This is a genomic window from Bradyrhizobium sp. SSBR45G (assembly GCF_030159255.1).
GTDB lineage: Bacteria > Pseudomonadota > Alphaproteobacteria > Rhizobiales > Xanthobacteraceae > Bradyrhizobium.
In genome coordinates this window covers 150,832-170,754 of sequence record NZ_BSCT01000006.1, presented here as the reverse complement: position 1 = coordinate 170,754, position 19,923 = coordinate 150,832, and the positions used below count along the sequence as shown (strand labels likewise).

Genomic DNA, 19,923 nt, shown 5'->3' with positions numbered 1-19,923 from the left:
CGCCATCCTCTGTCAGTTGAGAGGACGTCCGACTCACATCTCGTATCCGAAATCGGCGCCGAGCTTGGCCTGCATGAACGGCGCGCCGACGTCGACCCAGGAATCCTCCGGAGGAAGTCGCAAGGACACGGCTCGCACCATGAACACGTCGGGATCAGCCACGCCCTTTGGCTTGGTGCCATGATCGCGATAGGCGCCCAGCGCTTCGAGGATGAAGCGGCGCGTCATCGCGATGCCGGTATCGCTCGAGCAGAGATTCTCTTTTGTCCGGTCGAAGATCGGTGAAACCCCGCTCTGGCAGGCACCGTCCTGCACCCACAGCCCGGGCAAGCCCGAGAACCAGGTCGTACGCTGGGCCTCGTAGTCGAATTGGAAGCCGTTCTGCGGATTGTACCTGGTCCAGTAGCCGGCATAGGGGACCGTCACGGCATGCTGAACGAGCGCGTTGCGACTGGCGTGCCCGCTTTCGCGGCCATTGTGCCCTTCCGCGAAGATCTGCCGTGTCTTGGGGCGGAGCGGCTCGGAAGGATGGTATGAGAACATGATGCAGAGCGTGGTCTCGTCGTCGATCGGCACCCAGGCGTGCCCGCTGAGATCCGGGAACGGAGACAGGGGCGGGACCAGCGTGTAGAACGGCAGCATGAACTGGTTCACGCGCCAGTAGAGCGTGTTGGCGTCGTAGTTGCGTCGCGCAGCGATGCTCATCCCGAAATCCTGCTTGATGCATTCGAATGTCGGGCGAAGGTCCCGCTTCTGGATCCACGCACTCGTCGTGCCTCGGGCGTCCAGGCGGCCATGGAGCAACGGCGCGTGCGCCGAATCGATCTCGCCTTCCACGGCCTGCAGCCAGTTGCACTCCTGGACGCGCAGGCTGACATGCACCTGCTCCTGCGGCACGAGGTTCCATTCCACGTTCGGAAGCGGCGGCGGATCGGCCTGGTCGGGGCCCATATAGGTCCAGATCATGCCGTTGCGCTCGCGGCATTGGTACGCCTTGATGCGCACCCGCTCCTTGAGACGGCTACGCACCGGCTCTGCCGGCATGTCCGTGACGGCCCCCGTCACGTCGAACTTCCAGCCGTGATAGACGCATCGCAGCCCGCAATCCTCGTTGCGGCCGAAGATCAGGGGAGCGCCCCGATGCGGGCAGGCCTGGTCGACAAGGCCCACGCGCCCCTCGGAATCCCTGAAAGCGACCAGATCCTCGCCGAGCAACCGGATCCGCCGCGGCTGGCCGTCCTGCGTCAGATCGGCCGAAGGCAGAAACGGAATCCAGTAGAGACGGAAGAGTTCGCCAAGCGGCGTGCCCTTTCCGACTCTCACCAGCCGCTCATTGTCTTCTTGTGAGAGCATGACAGTTCTCCATTCGAATCGATGGCATCAGGTCGCCGTTATGGGTTTGCCGCGGTGAGCAACGGAGTCACGCGCTCCAACAGGCCGAGATCGTGTACGGTCCAGAGTGGATCGGATGTCGCGAGCGGTTGGCGCGGTATCGGAGGTTGCTGGCCCTGCTCGACCAGGCTGACGATGATTTCGATCCGTCGCCGTTCGAGATCCCGGAGCGCATGTTCGACCACCGCGCCTTCCGCCGCGCAGCCCGGAAGTTCCGGGTAAGCGAGGCGGATCAGCCATTGTCCGGGCTCCCTCTCCACGGCTTCCGCTTCGAGGAGATAAGGGATCGCCAGCAATTCGCGCAGATGCAAAGTGACCTCCCTGGTTTGCGGCCACGCGCTTTTTAATTGATACGTATACGTACTAAATATCCAATCTCTCTGCAATGGTGTGAATTTCAAAACTTGCGCTGCATTGCGGCAGGGTTGAGCTCATTGGAACAAGCTGTTAACCGCTGGATCACGGCCGGGTGCCATAGCGAGATCGAAACCGGATGAGCGTAGGCAAACGCATGGAAAAGGATTCGGCGGGGGAGCTTGCGCGCACCTGGCAATTGGAAGGCGGCATCGGCTTTCTGTTGCGGCTGCTTGAGGCCCGGTATGACGGTCTTTATCAGAGCCTGACCCGGCAGAGCGACATCACGCCGCGGCAGTTCGGCGTGCTCATGGCGCTCTATCAACAGGGGCCGATGACGGCGTCGGTTCTCGCCGACCGCATCAGTTGCGACCGGAATACCCTCAGCGAGATGCTCAAGCGCATGGCCGGGCGGCGGCTGGTCTCGAAGAAGACCAATCCGGAAGATCGCCGTTCTATTCAGATCCAGATTACCGCCAAGGGTGAGGAAGCTTTGCTTGCGGTCGTCCCGGCGGCGGCCGAGCTGCAGGACATCGTGCTTGCGCCTCTGAGCAAGAAAGACCGCGCACACTTCCTGAAATGCATGCTGGCCATTGCCAAAGTTCAGGCGCCTGCCTGTTCGTCGACGTCGGATGATTGAGTTTTGCACGCATACACCGCGTGCGTCAGGCTACAGCGACGCGTTCGCGAGGAGGCCCGCCTGCGATGATCGGCAAACCGGTCTGCTCACGTAACAAGGATGACTCACCACCCGCTGCTCCGGCTTTGAGCATGACGTTTATGCGTGGTTGGGTGCATGCCGGATCCGGGCCGACATCGAGCATCGCCGGACGTCCGCTCGACAGGGCGCGCCGTACGGCCTGCCCGTCGTCCGCAGCGCGTGTGATGGTCTCGCGCTCCAGCAGGTGTCAACGGTGGCCGTGCCGCTGCGAGTGATCAGGAGAAGCACCGCAGGTGAGCCTTTTCCGGGCAATGCGTGCGCATTCGGAAAACTTTGGAGAGCGCAGAGCCGCCGACGTTCCGGCTTTGGCTCCCGGTCTGCAGGCTGCAAGTTGGCAATATAATGCACGTTATGTGAGCTTGGCGCCCAACCAGCGACCCACCCCCTCCTAGACAATGCATTATTGTGCAGCTATTATGGTCCAACCATTGATTCAATGCGTAGGGAGCATCTATGGCGGCCATCACCCGAAAGCTTGCGAACGGAAAGGATTTCATCGATTTCCAGACGGAGCCGTCCCGGTACCGCCATTGGAAGCTTTCGGTGGACGGCGAAGTCGCGACGCTTGCGATGGATGTCGATGAGAATGCGGGCCTCTATGAGGGCTATCAACTCAAGCTGAACTCCTATGATCTCGGGGTCGATATCGAGTTGGCCGACGCTCTGACACGGCTGCGGTTCGAGCATCCCAATGTCAGGGTCGTGCTGCTTCGCTCGGCCAAGGACCGGGTTTTCTGCGCCGGCGCAAACATCCGGATGCTGGCCGGCTCGGAGCACGCGCACAAGGTCAATTTCTGCAAGTTCACGAACGAGACCCGCAACGCAATGGAGGATGCGAGCGAGCACTCGGGCCAGCGCTTCATCACCGTCATCCATGGCACGGCGGCAGGGGGCGGCTACGAGCTCGCACTGGCGACCGACCGCATCATTATGGTCGACGACGGCTCGACCGCGGTGTCGCTGCCGGAGGTGCCGCTGCTGGCGGTATTGCCGGGCACCGGCGGGCTCACCCGTGTCATCGACAAGCGCATGGTTCGCCGCGACCACGCAGATGTCTTTTGCACCATCGAAGAAGGCATCAAGGGCCGCCGCGCGGTACAATGGCGACTCATCGATGAGCTTGTCTCGCCGTCGAAGCTCGAAGAACGCGTGAAAGCGGCGGCCATGGAGCTCGCCGCGCAATCGCCCCGGCCAAACCCCACTCAGGGCGGCGTGAAGCTGGTCGCGCTGGAGCGTAAGTTTCGCGCCGACGGCATCGACTACGGTCACATCAAGCTCGACATCGACGCTGCCCAGCGAATCGCGACCATCACGATCCGCGCGCCCGACGGGACGCCGCCGTCCGCGGCCGAGGAGACGGTCGAGCTCGGCGCGCGCTTCTGGCCAATGCAGATCGCGCGCGAGCTGGATGATGCGATCCTGCACTTGCGCAACAACGCCTATGAGGTCGGCACGATCATCTTTAAGACGGAAGGTGATCCCGCCGCGGTCCGCGCGTATGACGCCCTTCTCGACGCATACCACGAGCATTGGTACGCTCACGAGATACGCCACTACTGGAAGCGCGTGCTCAAGCGGATCGATCTGACCTCGCGCACGTTGGTCACGCTGATCGAGCCTGGATCCTGCTTCGTCGGCACGCTGGCCGAACTGGTCTTCGCGGCTGATCGCTCATACATGCTGGCGGGCCGGGTTCAAGGCAACAACCGGACGTCCGCCAAGGTAGAGCTCACCGCCGCGAATTTCGGCTGCTATCCGATGTCGCACGGTCTGACACGCCTGCAATCGCGCTTCCTCTCCGAGCCGGGCAAGATCTGCGAACTCAAGCAGAAGTCCGGCTGCCCAATCGAGGCAGACGAGGCCGAAGCACTCGGGCTCGTAACTTTTGCGCTCGACGACATCGACTGGAGCGACGAACTGCGCGTGTTCCGGGAAGAACGCGCGAGCTTTTCGCCGGACGCGCTCACCGGGCTGGAAGCGAACCTGCGCTTTGCCGGTCCAGAGACGATGGAATCGAAGATCTTCGCTCGCTTGACCGCTTGGCAGAACTGGATCTTCCAACGCCCCAACGCGGTCGGCGAAGACGGTGCACTTGCGCGTTACGGCACCGGGATCCGGCCGGCCTTCAGCATGCAGCGCGTCTGACCCGCCCGCTTTCATCAACCAAAAAGGAGACGTTCGTGCTCGAAAACCTCAACGTGGACTATTCCACCCGTATTCCCAACAACGTCGGACTTGTCGAGGACAGGACTGTGCTGCGCGCCCTCGAAGGCTGGCATCCCGGCTATATCGATTGGTGGAAAGATATGGGTCCGACCGGCTTCCAGGAGTCGCTGGTCTATCTCCGGACCGCGATCTCGGTCGACCCGAAAGGCTGGGCCAAGTTCGACTATGTAAAAATGCCGGAATATCGTTGGGGCATCCTGCTCGCGCCGAAGGAGGAGGGGCGGCAGGTCAACTTCGGCCAGCATAAGGGGGAATCGGCCTGGCAGGAGGTGCCTGGGGAATACCGAGCGATGCTGCGGCGCCTCATCGTGATTCAGGGTGACACCGAGCCGGCCTCCGTCGAGCAGCAGCGTCACCTGGGCGCAACCGCTCCCTCGCTCTACGACATGCGCAATCTGTTTCAAGTCAACGTCGAAGAGGGCCGACACCTCTGGGCGATGGTCTACCTTCTGCACAAATATTTCGGCCGCGACGGGCGCGAGGAGGCCGATGAGTTGCTGCGCCGCCGCTCCGGCGACGACAACAGTCCGCGCATGCTGGGTGCATTCAATGAGACAACACCCGACTGGCTGTCGTTCTTCATGTTCACCTTCTTCACTGATCGTGACGGCAAGATGCAGCTCGAAAGCCTCGCGCAATCCGGCTTCGATCCGCTGTCCCGCACCTGCCGCTTCATGCTCACGGAAGAGGCCCATCACATGTTCGTCGGCGAGACAGGTGTCGGCCGCACGATCCAGCGCACCTGCGAAGCCATGAAGAGTGCCGGCATCCAAGATCCCCATGACATCACCAAGATTCGGGGGCTCGGCGTCATCGACCTGCCCACGATCCAGAAGAAGCTCAACCTGCACTACTCGCTTACGCTGGATCTGTTCGGCGCCGAGATATCGACTAATTCGGCCAATTTCTACAATGCCGGGCTGAAGGGCCGCTTCCAGGAGACGAGGATTGACGACGATCACCAGCTCACGAACGCAACCTACCCGGTGCTGAAGCTGGTCGACGGGCGGATCTCCAACGTGGACGAGGCCGCGCTCACCGCGCTCAACATGCGGCTGCGTGACGACTACAGCCGGGATTGCGCCGGCGGCGTCGGGCGCTGGAACAAGATCATGGAGAAGGAAGGCATCAAGTTCCGTCTCGAACTGCCGCACGTGGCATTCCATCGCAAGATCGGCGAGTTCCGCGACGTCCATGTCTCGCCCCGAGGGGTGATCATGTCGGACGCGGATTGGGCGAAGGCACACAAGGAGTATCTGCCCTCGGACTCAGACGGCGCGTTCATCGCGTCGCTGATGGAGCCTGCCTTTGAGCCAGGCCAGTTCGCAAGCTGGATCGCGCCGCCGAAGGTTGGCATAGACAACAAGCCGGGCGACTTCGAATACGTCCAGATCGCCGCTTGATCCGTTCAACCCGGCCGTCCCGCGCCATGCGGACGGCCCTATTTCCTGCTCGGGCCACCATGAATGCGCCGCTCAAACAGCATTTGATCGATCCGGAAATCTGCATTCGCTGCAACACCTGCGAAGAGACCTGTCCGGAAGACGCGATCACTCATGACAACAACAACTACGTGGTTGATGCGACGAAGTGCAATTTGTGCATGGATTGCATCCAGCCGTGTCCGACCGGCTCGATCGACAATTGGCGCATCGTCACGTCGCCCTACTCGCTCGATGAGCAATATTCATGGGGCGAGCTGCCGAAGCAAGGGGAGCTGACCGGCGGCGACGACGGCGAGGCAATCGACTCCGAGGTGTTGGCCCTGCTCGACCAGGCCCATACTGGCGTTGGCGGCAAGTCCGTCCCTCCCGCAAGCGCAGCCAAGCCCGCGGTCAATCTTTACCAGAGGAACCACGCTGCTGTTGCGACCGTCACGGGCAATTTTCGCCTTACGCACCAGGATTCCGATGTCGACGTCCATCACGTGATCCTCGACTTCGGCGAGGTGGCGTTTCCGGTTCTGGAAGGTCAATCGATCGGTATCGTGCCTCCAGGCGTGGATGAAGAAGGCAAGCCACACCGCGTGCGGCTCTATTCCATCGCGAGCCCGCGGCACGGCGAGCGGCCGAACACCAACAATCTCGCGCTGACCGTCAAGCGCGAGCCGAATGGGCTCTGCTCGAATTACATCAGCGATCTCAAGAAGGGCGATCAGGTCAACGTGACTGGACCGTTCGGCGCAACCTTCCTCATGCCGAACGATCCCTCCGCCAACATCATCATGATCTGCACCGGCACCGGCTCGGCCCCGTTTCGCGGCTTCACGGAGTGGCGGCGCCGATCCATGCCCAGCGCTCCTGGCCGCATGCTGCTGTTCTTCGGAGCGCGGCGGCCGCAGGACCTCCCGTATTTCGGCCCATTGCAGAACGTGCCGGAGAGCCTGCTAGGCAAGCGCTTCGCATATTCGCGCATTCCGAGTGAAGAGAAGGTCTATGTGCAGGATCTCATCCGGCAGGAAGGAGCGTCTCTGGTAGCCCTGCTCTGCTCAACCGTGACCCATATCTATGTCTGCGGTCTCAAGGGCATGGAACAGGGCGTCGATGCCGCGCTCGACGACATCTGCCGCACCGCCAATCTGCGCTGGCGCGAGTTGCGCGACGCGATGCGTACCGAGGGGCGTTATCACGTCGAGACCTATTAGTTGGCCTGCTCTGCTCGAGCAGCAAGGAGCAATGATGACTGAAATTCTCCAGAGTTACCTCGGCGGACGTTGGCGGAGCGGCAGCCAAGGCGGAGCGTCACTGTACGATCCGATCCGGGGTACCGAGCTTGCGCGGGTCAGCAATACTGGACTTGACGTCGCTGACGGCTTTCAATTTGCCCGCGACACCGGTGCCGCCGCACTGCGCAGCCTCACCTATCGCGAACGCGGCGGATTGCTCGAAGGCATCGTCAATACGCTTCAGCGCAATCGAGACGCATATTACGAGATCGCACAAGCCAACAGCGGCACGGTAAGAAGCGATTCGGCAATTGACATCGATGGAGCGATCTACACGGTCTCGACCTATGCGAAGCTGGCAGCATCCCTCGGTGATGAAAGATTTCTGCTTGATGGGGACGCTGCCTCGCTCGCCAAAGATGCGACCTTCCAGAGCCGTCACATCCTCGTGCCAACACGGGGACTCGCTCTCCTCATCAATGCGTTCAACTTTCCGGCCTGGGGTATGTGGGAGAAGGCTGCTCCCGCCCTTCTCTCAGGCGTCCCCGTCGTCGTGAAGCCGGCCACCGCGACGGCATGGCTCGCACAGGTGATGGTGAAGGACGTCGTTGAAGCCAATATCCTCCCGCCGGGAGCGCTCTCGATCATTTGCGGTGGATCTACAGGGCTCCTGGACGCAGTCGATCCGTTCGATATCGTCTCTTTCACGGGATCGGCGGAGACTGCGTCTGTCATTCGCTTGCATCCGGCAATCTCAGAGCGGTCGGTCCGGATCAACGTCGAGGCGGACAGCGTCAATTCCGCCGTCCTCGCCGAAGGAGGCGCATGCGGAGATGCCGCATTCGATCTTCTGGTCAAGGAGGTCGTTCGGGAGATGACCCAGAAGTCGGGACAGAAATGCACGGCGATTCGTCGCATTTTTGTGCCAGAGCGGCAATATAAGCCCGCGGCTGACGCCATTTCGCAACGATTGAGCAAGATTACTGTTGGCAATCCCCGCAACGCTTCGGTACGGATGGGCGCGCTTGTCAGCCGAACCCAACTTGCTGCTGTGCGCCACGGGCTTGATCGTTTGCGCCAGGAAGCCAAGGTGCTGTACGACGGAGAGACTCACGAGCTGATCGATGTCGATCCGGCCGTGGCATGCTGCGTCGGCCCGACCTTGCTAGGCTCAGGCGATGCGGACGCGGCCAATCTCGTGCATGAGCTCGAGGTGTTCGGACCGGTGGCGACCTTGATACCTTACCGAGACGAGGCTCACGCCTTGAGCCTTGTGCGGAGAGGGCAAGGCTCCCTGGTCGTTTCTTTGTATGGCTCCAACGTGACCAGACTGTCGTGTCTTGCGACCGAGCTCGCAGACAGCCACGGCCGTGTTCACGTCGTCAGTCCGGACGTCGCCGAGGCTCACACAGGCCACGGAAACGTCATGCCTCAATCCCTGCATGGCGGCCCAGGGCGCGCTGGAGGCGGCGAAGAGCTCGGCGGCGCGCGTGCGCTCAACCTCTACCACAGGCGCTCCGCAATACAGGGCTCCAAAGCAGTGATTGCCACCCTGAGCCGCTGAGCCGCAGATCACTTTCGGAGCGACCATTGCCGTGCCGGTTGCTCAGATTGCGGTGGCTGCGCCTCTCCGCGCTGATGTGTACGCTCGGCTTAGGATATTGACGTGCCCCCGCGACAATCGCCGGCATGGGTCTGGCGCCGTTTGCGGTGACTCGGGTCTACTGAGCTTCTTGCGGGCGGGGACGCGTCGCTACGGCACAACCTGCCGAGCCCCAAGCGTCCGCTCCACGGTCCGACTTGTCATAATGACGTCTGGTGGATATATTGGTCCAACCATTGAGTTTAACCTGAGGGAGAACCGCTATCGTGACCTTCACCGAGGAGCAGGTCGCCTTTCGCGACAGCGTGCAGAAAGTCGTTGCCAGGCATGTGGCCCCGATCGCGTCCGAGATCGACGAGACCGATCGCTTCCCCGAGGAGATCGTCAAGATTTTTGGTGAAATGGGGCTGATGCAGCTCTGGGTGCCCGAGCAGTACGGCGGTCCCAACGGCAATCTCACCATGATGTGCATCGCACGTGAGGAGATCTCGAAGGTCTCGCCGGCCTGCGCGTCGATTGCCGGCCTCAACACCATGTTCATCATGCCGCTGCTGCACTTCGGCTCGGAAGAGCAGCGCAAGCGATTTCTGCCGATCATTGCCGAGGGCGGAATCGTCACGGCTATCGCCATCTCCGAGCCTCAGGCGGGATCCGATGTCTCGGCCCTCAATACGCGGGCGCGCAAGGACGGCGACAGCTACGTCATCAACGGCAGGAAACAGTGGTGCAGCTACGGCGTCGCCGCCGACTACATCGTCCTGATGGCACGCACCAGCGATAGCCCCGGCTCGGACGGCATCAGCGCATTCATTCTCGAGCCGAAGAAGATGCCCGGCATCAGCTTCGGTCGCCATGAGCGCAAGATGGGTTTCCGCGGGGCGCCAAATACGCCGATCTTCCTGGACAACGTCCGCGTACCTGCCGAAAACCTCGTCGGCGAGGAAGGCAAGGGCTTCAAAGCCTCGATGCGCGCGCTCGACCTCAATCGGCCGACGATCGGCGCCCAATGCGTCGGCCTCGCGCAAGGCGCGTTCGAAGCGAGCCTCGCCTACGCCAAGGAGCGAAAGCAGTTCAAGAAGAGCATCTCCGAATTCCAGGGCGTCCAGTTCATCCTGGCCGACATGGCCATGCAGATCGAGGCGGCACGTGCGCTCGTCTACGAATGCGCCCGCGCCGGAGACGCCGGCGACTGGAAACGCCTCAACCTGCTCGCGAGCATGGCCAAGTGCTTCAGCAGCGACATGGCAATGAAGGTGACGACCGACGCGGTGCAGGTCTTCGGCGGCTATGGCTACACCATGGATTATCCGGTCGAGCGGATGATGCGTGATGCCAAGCTGACCCAGATCTTCGAGGGAACGAACCAGATCCAGCGCCTCGTGATCGCGCGCGAACTGCTTCGATAGTCGCCAAATCAAGAAACGCAGACCTGGAGGAACACCCTTGAGCCGCGCATCGGTCCTGACATCGTGCTCTCTAATCGCAGCCACTCTCCTGTCGCTCTCTGCCGCGCATGCCCAGAAGACTTATGATCCGGGAGCCAGCGACACCGAGATCAAGCTCGGTCAATCGACGCCGCTCAGCGGCCCGGCCTCCGCGTTTGGCGCAGGGGCTGGACGGGCGGTGCTCGGCTATTTCGAGATGCTCAATGAGCGTGGCGGGATCAATGGACGCAAGATCAGCTTCACCCAACTCGACAACGCCTACAGTGCGCCGAAAGCCGTCGAGCAATCCCGAAAGTTGATCGAGGATATCGGCGTCCTTGCCGAGGTCGGTACGATAGGGACCGCGCCGAATGTCGCCATCCAGAAATATCTCAACTCCAAGAAGGTGCCGCAACTCTTCATCACGGCGGGAGGACGCCGCTTCAACGATCCGAATCAATTTCCCTGGACCGTTCCGCTCTATCCAGACTTCGAGACCGAAGGCCGCGTCATGGCCAAATACATCCTCACAGCGAGGCCGGAGGCAAAGATCGGCGTTCTCTACCAGAACGACGATTTCGGGAGGGACTATCTCAAGGGTCTGCGCGCGGGACTCGGCGCAAAGGCGTCTCTGATCGTTACCCAGGTGTCCTACGAAGTTTCCGACCCAACCATCGATTCCCAGGTCGTTCAGTTGAAATCCGCTGGCGTCGACACGCTGATCGAACAGTCGTCGGCCAAGGCCGCGGCGCAGTCGATCCGCAAGGTGCATGAACTGGACTGGCATCCGCTGCACATCATCGGTGGCTCGACAGCCTCAGTCGAGACCGTGCTGAAGCCGGCCGGCCTCGACGCCTCCCGCGGTCTGGTCACCACGCAATTTCTCAAGCAGCCGGGCGATCCGGCTTGGACAGACGACGATGAGGTCAAGGCCTATAAGATTTTCCTGAAGAAGTATGCGCCGTCCGTCAATCCCGACGATTACTCGGTGCTCGTCGCCTACATGAACGTCAACGCGCTAGAGGCCGTCCTGAAGGCATGCGGCGACCAGTTGACCCGGGAAAATCTGATCAGGCAGGCAACATCCCTGCACGGCGAACGGTTGCCGATGATGCTGCCGGGCATCACCATCGGCACCAAGCCCGGCGACTACACGCCGTTCAGGACTCTGCGCATCGCCGTCTTCGATGGGACCAGTTGGACCTTGTCCGGCGAGCCGATGACGGCGGATTAGAAAAAAAAGCCGGTGGGTCGCGTCTCGTGCGCGCCCCACCGCAAGTTTCGCCTTCGTCTTTCGGCACCCCTGAATGCAGAGACGCCAAGGGAGCGACGAAGGCGTAAGGTCAAAGACTGATGTGGAAGCCGCCGTTGACTCCGATGTGCTGGCCTGTCGTGTACGAGGACGCATCGGAGAGCAGGAAGCATACGGTCCGCACCACTTCGTCCGGTGTTGCCCAGCGTGCAAGCGGGATCTGCCCCAAGATACCATCGCGGAATTTCTCGCCGCGCACGACCTCGGTCATCGGCGTTTCGACCACGCCAAAGCAGATCGAATTGGCCCGGATGTTGTATTTGCCCCACTCCCGGGCTGCGGTCATGGTCATGGCGAGCAGTCCGGCCTTGGCGGCGGCATAGTTGATCTGGCCCACCGATCCCTTTCGCCCCGCGTCAGACGAGACGTTGACGATGGCTCCTCCCGAGGCGTCGCCGTCCTTCGCGCGCTGCACCAGATGGCGTCCCACCGCCTGCAACCAGAGGAACGCGCCGGTGAGATGAACGTCGATGACCTCCTGCCATTGATGCATGCTCATCTTTTCGATCAGCGCGGGGCGAATGATGCCGGCATTGTTGACCAGTCCGTTCACCGAACCGAACCTGTCGACGGCATCTGCGACGGTGCTTGCCGCCAGCTCAGCGTCGGTGACGCTGCCGACGACCTTCATCACCCGCTCCGCAGGAAAGCCCGCCAAAGCCGGCCCTAGCGCCTCGCCGTTGAGATCGACGGCCACGACATTTGCCCCAAGTTCGATGGCCAAGTCTGTCGTTGCCTTGCCGATCCCCTGCGCGGCGCCGGTGACGACGATCGTCCGGCCTTGTAGCGACACCATGTTCTTCGTCATTCGCAGTTCCTTAGTCTCTAGTGAAGTCCATCATCTTGCACGTGCCGTCCGGCCGTATCAGGTCGTGGCCCAGCCATGGCTGAGGACCAGCGCGTCGCGCTCGACGACCCGCGCCTGAAATGCGATGCGGTCGTCGAGGCGCCAGCATTCGAGCCGGATCGTGTCCCCAGGAAAGACCGGCGCAGACATGCGCGCCCGGATCGTCTTCAGCCGTGCGGGATCTCCGTCGCAGAAGCTCTCCACCAGGCCGCGACAGGCAAATCCATAGCTCGCAAGCCCGTGCAGGATGGGCTTCTGGAAACCGGCCTTGCTGGCAACCGCGGGGTCTATATGCAGAGGGTTGAGGTCTCCCGACAGACGATAAAGTACCGCCTGGTCCGGGCGCGTAGGCAAGGTGACGACGCGGTCCGGCGTACGATCCGGGACGGGCGGCGGAGCGGCGGCGGGTTCATCGCCGCCGGAAACTTGTGAGAAGCCGCCATCGCCGCGCAGGAAGAGCACCTGCTCACTGACGGCCACCAATCGTTTGTCCGTTTCGTCCCACAGTTCCTTCTCGACGTACATGATGGCGCCCTTGCCCTCGCCCTTGTCGACGAGCCGCGCGACACGACTCTTGCCGACCAGAATTCCGCTCGAAGGAAGCGCAGCATGCATCTGCACGGATTGCTCGCCATGCACCATTTTCGCGAAATTGATTCCGAGCTCCGCATTGTCCCTCATCCAGGCACCCGGCGAGGCTAGAACGGTCGCCATGGTCGGAAGTGGCACGAGATCCTTCTCGTAGACGAGGCGCAGTTGCCGCTCGTCCAATGGGCCGCTCGCGGCACCGACACCGAGCGCGTAGAGAATGGTGTCTCTCGCCGTGTAGACGTGGCGGACCTCGCTGGAACGCCAAGCCCGCGTCTTTGCATAATCAACCATCGCTCCCCCGGGTCTGGTCCCCCGCCAAGAAACAGATACAGTCTTGGTCTTTGGTTGAACCAATGATATACAGCCCGCCGGTCGTGGTCAACGATGTCCTATGCACGGCCACGGGCTGACGCGAGCGCGAGAGACCTGATGAGTATTCGAAGAAAGGCCTGCATCGCAGGCGCCTATGAGCACCCGACCCGAAAAGCACCGGATAAGACGGTCGCCCAGTTGCACGCTGAATGTGCGCGCGGAGCCCTGGAAGATGCTGGCCTGCGCCTCGAGGATGTCGATGGCTATTTCTGCGCAGGCGACGCGCCAGGACTCGGCGCGAACAGCATGGCGGATTATCTGGGACTGCGGCCCCGCCATGTGGACAGCACCGACACCGGCGGGTCCGCCTATTTGATTCACGTCTCCCATGCCGCCCAGGCGATTGCCATGGGCAAGTGTAACGTGGCCCTGATCACGCTCGCGGGGCGGCCGCGAAGCGAGGGATCAAGCGGCGTAGCGCCACGACTCGTCGGCGCGGGAACACCCGACGTGCCCTGGGAGGCGCCTTATGCTCCCGTGACGGTCAACATGTATGCGCTGGCGGCGGCCCGGCACATGTACGAGTACGGCACGACCAGCGAACAGCTGGCATGGATCAAGGTCGCGGCCGCAACCCACGCACAGTATAATCCGAATGCGATGTTGCGCGATCAGGTCTCGGTCGACGATGTCCTCGCCTCGCCGATGATTTCCGATCCCTTGCATCGCCTCGACTGCTGCGTCGTCAGTGACGGCGGTGGTGCCCTGGTCGTCGTCCGCCCGGAGATCGCGCGCTCGCTCAAGCGACCCGTCGTCAATATTCTCGGCGCTGGCGAAGCGATCAAGGGTCAGTTGAACGGGCAGGTCGACTTGACGTTTTCGGGAGCAGCATGGTCCGGTCCTCGCGCGTTCGAGGAAGCCGGCGTCAAGCCTTCCGACATCGACTATGCCTCGATCTACGACAGCTTCACCATCACCGTGCTGATGCAGATCGAAGATCTCGGGTTCTGTGAGAAAGGCAAGGGCGGAGCTTTCGTTGCGGATGGCAATCTGATTTCCGGAGTAGGCAAGCTGCCGTTCAACACCGACGGCGGCGGACTTTGCAACAACCATCCCGCCAATCGCGGGGGCATCACCAAGGTCATCGAGGCCGTCCGCCAACTGCGCGGCGAAACCCACGCCAAAGTGCAGGTCCCGGATTGCAACCTTGCCCTCGCCCAAGGCACAGGCGGCTTGCTCGGCTCGCGCCATGGCAGTGCCACCCTGATCATGGAGCGCGCGTGAGATGACGACGATGTATCAGGACCGCCCGCTAGGCCTAGCGGTGCACGACCCCGCAACCGCGCCATTCTTTGCCGCAACGGCAGTCGGGGCGTTCCGCGTGAAGGTCTGCGTTTCCTGCCGCAAGCCGCATTGGTATCCGCGGCCGCTTTGTCCCTATTGTCTCGGAGACACCGAATGGAGCGATGTCACCGGCAAGGGTGAGATCTATAGCGTCAGCGTCACCCGCCGTGCCGGCCCCACCCCCTACGCGATCGCCTATGTGCGGCTCGACGAGGGCATCACGATGTTGAGCAATATCGTCGATTGCAATCTCGATTCGCTGCGCATCGGGCAACGTGTCCGCGTCGTATTCAAGCCCGCGGAGGACGGGACGATGATCCCGATGTTCGTCCCGGATCAGGGCTGACGAACGGCGCAGGAGCAGCTTCATGTCGCTCGATCCAAAGCTTCGGCGATCGCTTTCGTTGCCCGCCGTCTGCGCACCGATGTTCCTTGTCAGCGGCCCTGATCTCGTCCGCGAGGCCTGCATGGCGGGCGTGATTGGTGCCCTACCACGCCAGAACGCCCGCTCGTTCGACGAATTCGCCGACTGGCTGCGGACGATCTCCGCGGATTTGCGCGAACACGCCGCGCAGGCGCCGGGACCGGTCGGTCCGCTTGCCGTGAACCTGTCTGCGAAGACGCCGGAAGACCAGATCGGGAGCCACCTCGATCTCTGCGTCGAACAAAACGTTGACATCGTCATCACCGTCGGCGGCAACCCCAAGATCATCGTGCAACAGGCGCATGATCGTGGGATAAGGGTCTTCCACGACATCACCAGCATCCCGTTCGCGGAACGCGCTATCGCAGCCGGCGTCGACGGCCTGATCTGCATCGGCGCTGGAGGTGGCGGCCACTCCGGTACGATCAGCCATCTCGCATTGATCCGCAAGGTCCGCTCGATCTTCAACGGAACGATCGTCATGGCCGGCGCCATTGCCGACGGCGCCACCATACGTGCGGCAGAAGTGCTCGGCGCCGACCTAGCTTATCTCGGCACCAGGTTCATCGCCACCAGGGAGTCGCTGGCACCCGACGAATACAAGCGCATGATCGTATCGCAGACGTCGGCAGATCTGATTTACACGGAGAAGGTTGCCGGCGTGGCCGCGAACTGGCTGGCCGCGTCGTTGCGCGCTGCTGGCCTCAATCCGGACGCCTTGCCCGAACCGAAGGGAAAGGGCATGCGGTACGACCATCTGCCTGAGAGCGCAAAGCCCTGGAAGACCCTGTGGAGCGCGGGTCAAGGAATCGATCTGATCGACGACATTCCGACGGTAGCGGACCTGGTTGCGAAGCTGAAGCGGGAATATGCGGAAGCCTGCCAGATCCCCGCTATGGTCTGAGGTCGTTTTCCGACTCCGGCTTCGGCTCGCGTGAAGAATTGGCCGCGATCGCTCCCGGCCTTTGTCGTCGGCGATCAGCACCTCGCCGGACGATCTCCGGCGCGGCCGCCTCACCTTGTACGGTGATTTCCTCAAAGCCCGAGCACCTGCTTGGCAATGATGTCGCGCTGGATTTCCGAGCTCCCGCCGAAGATCGTGTTGGCGCGGCCGTTGAGATGACGGGGCACCACGCTTAGCACTCCTTCCGGGATGATCGGCGTGTCATTGAGAGCATGGAGAGGACGGCGCCTTTCCTCCACCAGCGCATTTTGCCCGACCATTTCAACTCCCACGCGCGAGATGGCCTGGTGGATCTCGCTCGCACGCAGCTTGAGAACGGACGACACCGGCCCCGGGTTTTCGCCTCTTTGCAAGGCTGACAAGACCTGCAATTCGAGGAACTCCAGTGTCTGGACGTCGAGTTCGATTTCCGACAGTTTGGTTGCGATCTCCGGGTGCGATATCGCCTTGTAGGACAAGTCGGAGTTGGCAAGTCCCCGCACCTTCTCAAGCGCATATCTCAATTTCGGCGAGTTGACTCCGCCGCCCCGCTCGAATTCCAGCAGATACTTGCCGCAGGTCCAGCCCCGCCCTTCCTCGCCGACGAGATTGGTGACGGGGACTTTGACCTCATCGAAGAACACCTGATTGACGTCATGATCGCCGCTGATCATCATGATCGGGCGAATTGTGATGCCTGGCGACGCCATGTCGATGAGGAGAAAGCTGATGCCGTCCTGTTGCCGCGGCTCGTCGCTGGTTCGGACCAGCGCGAACATGCGGTTTGCGAAGTGCGCATGCGTTGTCCAGATCTTGGTGCCGTTGACGATGTAATGGTCGCCCCGGCGAACGGCGCGTGTCTTCAGCGAGGCGAGGTCCGATCCCGAGCCTGGCTCCGAATAGCCCTGGCACCACCGATCTTCGCCGCTGAGGATGCGGGGCAGGTAGAATTTCTTTTGCGCCGAGGTCCCGAAGCGCATCAAGACAGGCCCGACCATCTTGATACCCATGGGAGATAGCTGCGGCGCGCCTGCCGCGGCACACTCCGATTCGAAGATCCATCGCTGCGGCGCCGTCCAGCCCGGGCCACCATGCTCCTGTGGCCAGCCGGGTGCGACCCAGCCTCGCTCGTGCAAGGCCCTTTGCCATGGGGCGACAATATCGGGATCGGAGAAGAAGGAGACGTTGAGAGAGCTGGCCCGCCGCAGTTCGGGCGAAAGACGCGCCGCGATGAATGCTCGCACCTCATCTCTGAACCGCAATTCCTCGGGCGTGCACGATAGCGCCATGACTGATCTCATTCCGATCGGGAGTTACCAAACAGCTTCACGTGACGCTGCAGATGGTAGTCCACGCTTCCGAAAAGCGCTTCGAAAACCAGCACCCGTTTGAAATAAAGGCCGAGATTGAGTTCGTCCGTCACGCCCATCGCGCCGTGGAGTTGCACCGCTTGCTCCGCGACGTTGCGCGCGCAGCGGCCGATTTTGACCTTGGCGCCGGACGCGGCGAGCGACCGCTGCGTCGAATCGGTATCGGCGCCCACGAGAAGAGCCGCACGCGCCGCCATCGCTCGGGCCTCCTCGCATTGAACATACATGTCGGCCAGCCTGTGACGGATCACCTGGTTAGCCCCGAGCGGTCGACCGAATTGCTTGCGCACCTTCGTGTAGTCGAGCGTGGCGTCGAACATGCTTCGCATCATGCCGGCGGCCTCGGCGCAGAGCGCGGCAACCGCCCGATCGACGACGCCCTCGATCGCCGGCAGCATATCCCCGCCGGTTCCGAGCCGCGCGTCGGGCGGAAGCCGAGCCTGTTCGAATGTCAACTCCGCGACGCGGCCCCCGCCGAGCCGTGGTGCATCGCGAAGCCTCACTCCCGCGGCATCCTTCGGCACCAGGAACAGAGCAATTCCGACACCCTGCGCATCGGGCAAACGCGCCGACACCATGTGGACGTCCGCAGACACTGCGTCGAGCACGGCCATCTTGCGGCCGTGGAGCATCCAACCCTGATTGTCAGTATGCGCCACAGTATGGACCTCGGAAAGACCTGCCCTTGCATCCGACTCGTAGTGAGCGAACGACAACAGACGCTCGCCGTTGATGATGGCCGGCAGCAGGCCCATCCGCTGCTCTTCGGTGCCGCATTCTGCAATCAGGGTCCCAGCCAGCAGCACCGTCGAGAGATAAGGCTCGGTCGCAAGCCCGCGGCCGAACTCCTCCATCAGGATCGCGACCTCGACGGGTCCTCCGCCGAAGCCGCCAACCTCCTCCGGAAACGGAAGCCCGAGCCAGCCCAGATCAGCAAGCTTGCGCCAGTTCTCGCGCTTGAATCCCATAGGATCCTGCATCGCATGGCGACGTGCCGCCGGGCCGTAGTGTTCAGCGATAAACCGTTCGGCGCTATGGCGCAGCATCCGCTGCGCTTCGCTCGGCGACAGATCCATCCTCAAGCTCCACTTATGTCGCCTGCCAATCCCGCCTTCTGTCGGCGCAGATCGGCCATCGCCTAATGAACTCGCGAGAAACGAATCGGAAGCCGCTTCAAACCGCCGACGAAGGATGTCTCGGTCCACGCCGGCTCGCCGGCAAGTTCGATCCCCTCGACGCGCGAGAGCAGCTCGCGCATGAAGGCGATCATTTCGACCTTGGCGAAATACATTCCAAGGCAGGCATGAATGCCGAAACCAAAGCCGACGTGGCGGTTCGGGGTCCGGTCGGCGACAAATGCGAAGGGACACTCGAAGGCATCCTCATCCCGATTTGCAGAGGGATAGGCCAGCAGCAGATTATCGCCCTGTTTGATGGTCTTGCCGCGCAACGTATAGGTCTCGGTCGCCGTCCGGAAGAAATGCTTCACCGGAGATACCCAGCGCACCATTTCCTCGACGGCGGCAGGAATGAGATCGGGATTTTGCTTCAGCTTCCGCATTTCTCCGGGATTCTCGATCAAGGCGAGCAGACCGCCGGAGAGCGTTGCGCTGGTCGTGTCGTGACCGGCACTGGCGAGCGCCACATAGTAGGACGAGGTCTCGAACTCGCCTATCGGCTTGCCGTCGACCTCGGCGGTCGCAATGATGCTTGCGAGGTCGTCCGTTGGGTTCTGCCGTCGTTCCCGCGCCACTTCCTTGAAGAAGTTCACATAGGCGAAGGTGGCATCGATCAGGTCATTGCCGCGCTGCATCTCCGCATCGCCTCCGCCGAAATAAGCTCGGGTGATGTCGAGCAATCGCTGACCATGCTCATCCGGAATTCCGAGAATCAGCATGATGACCTTGAGCGGATACCACCCTGCGACATCCTTGTAGAAGTCGCACTCGGTCCCCTTTTCCAGCATCTGGTCGACACTGGACCGTGCGATCAAAGCGATCCTGTCTTCCAGATGGCGCACTTCACGCGGCTGAAACCAGGCATGCGTGATCTTCTTGTACTTGGCATGGTCCGGATTATCCATCTGGTTGATCGCGCGGACCAGCATTGGTCGGCCTGCCATCGCTTCCCGGACCTTTGTCTCGAAATCGATGGACAAGAGCTTGGTGCGCGGCGCGTTGATGAACCTCTCGTTCTGCCGTTCGATCTCGATGACGTCCTGATGCTTGCTGATGGTCCAGAACGGACGGAAGCCCGGAGGTTCAGTCCAATGCACGGGATCCTCCTTGCGAAGGGTCGAGAACAGGACATGCTGCCTGTCGAGAGCACCGTAAGTTTCGTGGTCGACGATCGCCTGATCTAAACTCGTATCTTGCATGGCGTCCTCCCCTGTTTT

Annotated in this window: 17 protein-coding genes; 10 read left to right on the top strand and 7 right to left on the bottom strand. The window is 61.8% G+C overall.

What is annotated here, in order from left to right:
- Positions 1-33: 33 nt before the first annotated feature.
- Both QQL87_RS10420 and QQL87_RS10415 read right to left on the bottom strand, forming a co-directional pair.
- Positions 34-1,353, bottom strand: coding sequence for a Rieske 2Fe-2S domain-containing protein (locus QQL87_RS10420; RefSeq protein ID WP_284417428.1), 1,320 nt, complete (start codon positions 1,351-1,353; stop codon positions 34-36).
- A 38-nt stretch (positions 1,354-1,391) separates the two neighbouring features.
- Positions 1,392-1,703 carry a hypothetical protein gene (locus QQL87_RS10415; protein WP_284417427.1) on the bottom strand — a complete coding sequence of 104 codons (312 nt, stop codon included), beginning with the start codon at positions 1,701-1,703 and terminating at the stop codon, positions 1,392-1,394.
- A 182-nt stretch (positions 1,704-1,885) separates the two neighbouring features.
- On the opposite strand from QQL87_RS10415, the gene QQL87_RS10410 reads away from it, so the two are divergent.
- The 7 genes from QQL87_RS10410 to QQL87_RS10380 all read left to right on the top strand — a co-directional run bounded on the left by QQL87_RS10410 (position 1,886) and on the right by QQL87_RS10380 (position 11,619).
- Positions 1,886-2,386 carry a MarR family winged helix-turn-helix transcriptional regulator gene (locus QQL87_RS10410; protein WP_284417426.1) on the top strand — a complete coding sequence of 167 codons (501 nt, stop codon included), beginning with the start codon at positions 1,886-1,888 and terminating at the stop codon, positions 2,384-2,386.
- A gap of 534 nt (positions 2,387-2,920) precedes the next feature.
- A complete protein-coding gene (gene boxC, locus QQL87_RS10405; RefSeq protein ID WP_284417424.1) occupies positions 2,921-4,612 on the top strand; it encodes a 2,3-epoxybenzoyl-CoA dihydrolase in 1,692 nt (563 codons plus the stop codon).
- A gap of 35 nt (positions 4,613-4,647) precedes the next feature.
- Positions 4,648-6,096 carry a benzoyl-CoA 2,3-epoxidase subunit BoxB gene (gene boxB, locus QQL87_RS10400; protein WP_284417422.1) on the top strand — a complete coding sequence of 483 codons (1,449 nt, stop codon included), beginning with the start codon at positions 4,648-4,650 and terminating at the stop codon, positions 6,094-6,096.
- Between the two features lie 59 nt (positions 6,097-6,155).
- Positions 6,156-7,337, top strand: a complete 1,182-nt coding sequence (gene boxA, locus QQL87_RS10395) for a benzoyl-CoA 2,3-epoxidase subunit BoxA (RefSeq protein WP_284417420.1) — start codon at positions 6,156-6,158, stop codon at positions 7,335-7,337.
- A gap of 34 nt (positions 7,338-7,371) precedes the next feature.
- Positions 7,372-8,922 carry a 3,4-dehydroadipyl-CoA semialdehyde dehydrogenase gene (locus QQL87_RS10390; protein WP_284417418.1) on the top strand — a complete coding sequence of 517 codons (1,551 nt, stop codon included), beginning with the start codon at positions 7,372-7,374 and terminating at the stop codon, positions 8,920-8,922.
- Positions 8,923-9,227: 305 nt separating this feature from the next.
- Positions 9,228-10,367: an acyl-CoA dehydrogenase family protein gene (locus QQL87_RS10385; RefSeq protein WP_284417417.1), complete on the top strand. Its 1,140-nt coding sequence runs from the start codon at positions 9,228-9,230 to the stop codon at positions 10,365-10,367.
- Between the two features lie 37 nt (positions 10,368-10,404).
- On the top strand, positions 10,405-11,619 hold the full coding sequence (locus QQL87_RS10380) for an ABC transporter substrate-binding protein (RefSeq protein ID WP_284417416.1): 1,215 nt from the start codon (positions 10,405-10,407) through the stop codon (positions 11,617-11,619).
- 109 nt (positions 11,620-11,728) lie between these two features.
- On the opposite strand, the gene QQL87_RS10375 is transcribed toward QQL87_RS10380, so the two are convergent.
- Both QQL87_RS10375 and QQL87_RS10370 read right to left on the bottom strand, forming a co-directional pair.
- Positions 11,729-12,505 (bottom strand): SDR family NAD(P)-dependent oxidoreductase, encoded by a 777-nt coding sequence (locus tag QQL87_RS10375; RefSeq protein ID WP_015665278.1) that lies wholly within the window; start codon positions 12,503-12,505, stop codon positions 11,729-11,731.
- A gap of 57 nt (positions 12,506-12,562) precedes the next feature.
- Complete coding sequence (locus QQL87_RS10370) at positions 12,563-13,426, bottom strand: MaoC/PaaZ C-terminal domain-containing protein (RefSeq protein WP_015665277.1); 864 nt, start codon at positions 13,424-13,426, stop codon at positions 12,563-12,565.
- A gap of 138 nt (positions 13,427-13,564) precedes the next feature.
- On the opposite strand from QQL87_RS10370, the gene QQL87_RS10365 reads away from it, so the two are divergent.
- Genes QQL87_RS10365 through QQL87_RS10355 form a run of 3 tightly spaced genes read left to right on the top strand, consistent with a single transcriptional unit; the run spans position 13,565 to position 16,119 of the window.
- Entirely contained in the window at positions 13,565-14,731 is a 1,167-nt protein-coding gene (locus QQL87_RS10365) for a thiolase family protein (protein ID WP_042339184.1), read from the top strand.
- Position 14,732: 1 nt separating this feature from the next.
- Positions 14,733-15,137, top strand: a complete 405-nt coding sequence (locus tag QQL87_RS10360; RefSeq protein ID WP_284417415.1) for a Zn-ribbon domain-containing OB-fold protein — start codon at positions 14,733-14,735, stop codon at positions 15,135-15,137.
- Between the two features lie 22 nt (positions 15,138-15,159).
- Positions 15,160-16,119: an NAD(P)H-dependent flavin oxidoreductase gene (locus QQL87_RS10355; protein ID WP_284417414.1), complete on the top strand. Its 960-nt coding sequence runs from the start codon at positions 15,160-15,162 to the stop codon at positions 16,117-16,119.
- 131 nt (positions 16,120-16,250) lie between these two features.
- Here QQL87_RS10355 and QQL87_RS10350 read toward each other — a convergent pair whose 3' ends face one another.
- From QQL87_RS10350 to QQL87_RS10340, 3 genes are all read right to left on the bottom strand, one after another.
- On the bottom strand, positions 16,251-17,447 hold the full coding sequence (locus tag QQL87_RS10350) for an acyl-CoA dehydrogenase family protein (RefSeq protein ID WP_284417413.1): 1,197 nt from the start codon (positions 17,445-17,447) through the stop codon (positions 16,251-16,253).
- An 8-nt stretch (positions 17,448-17,455) separates the two neighbouring features.
- Positions 17,456-18,604, bottom strand: a complete 1,149-nt coding sequence (locus QQL87_RS10345) for an acyl-CoA dehydrogenase family protein (protein ID WP_284417412.1) — start codon at positions 18,602-18,604, stop codon at positions 17,456-17,458.
- Between the two features lie 62 nt (positions 18,605-18,666).
- Entirely contained in the window at positions 18,667-19,905 is a 1,239-nt protein-coding gene (locus QQL87_RS10340) for a cytochrome P450 (protein ID WP_284417411.1), read from the bottom strand.
- Between the last annotated feature and the right edge of the window lie 18 nt (positions 19,906-19,923).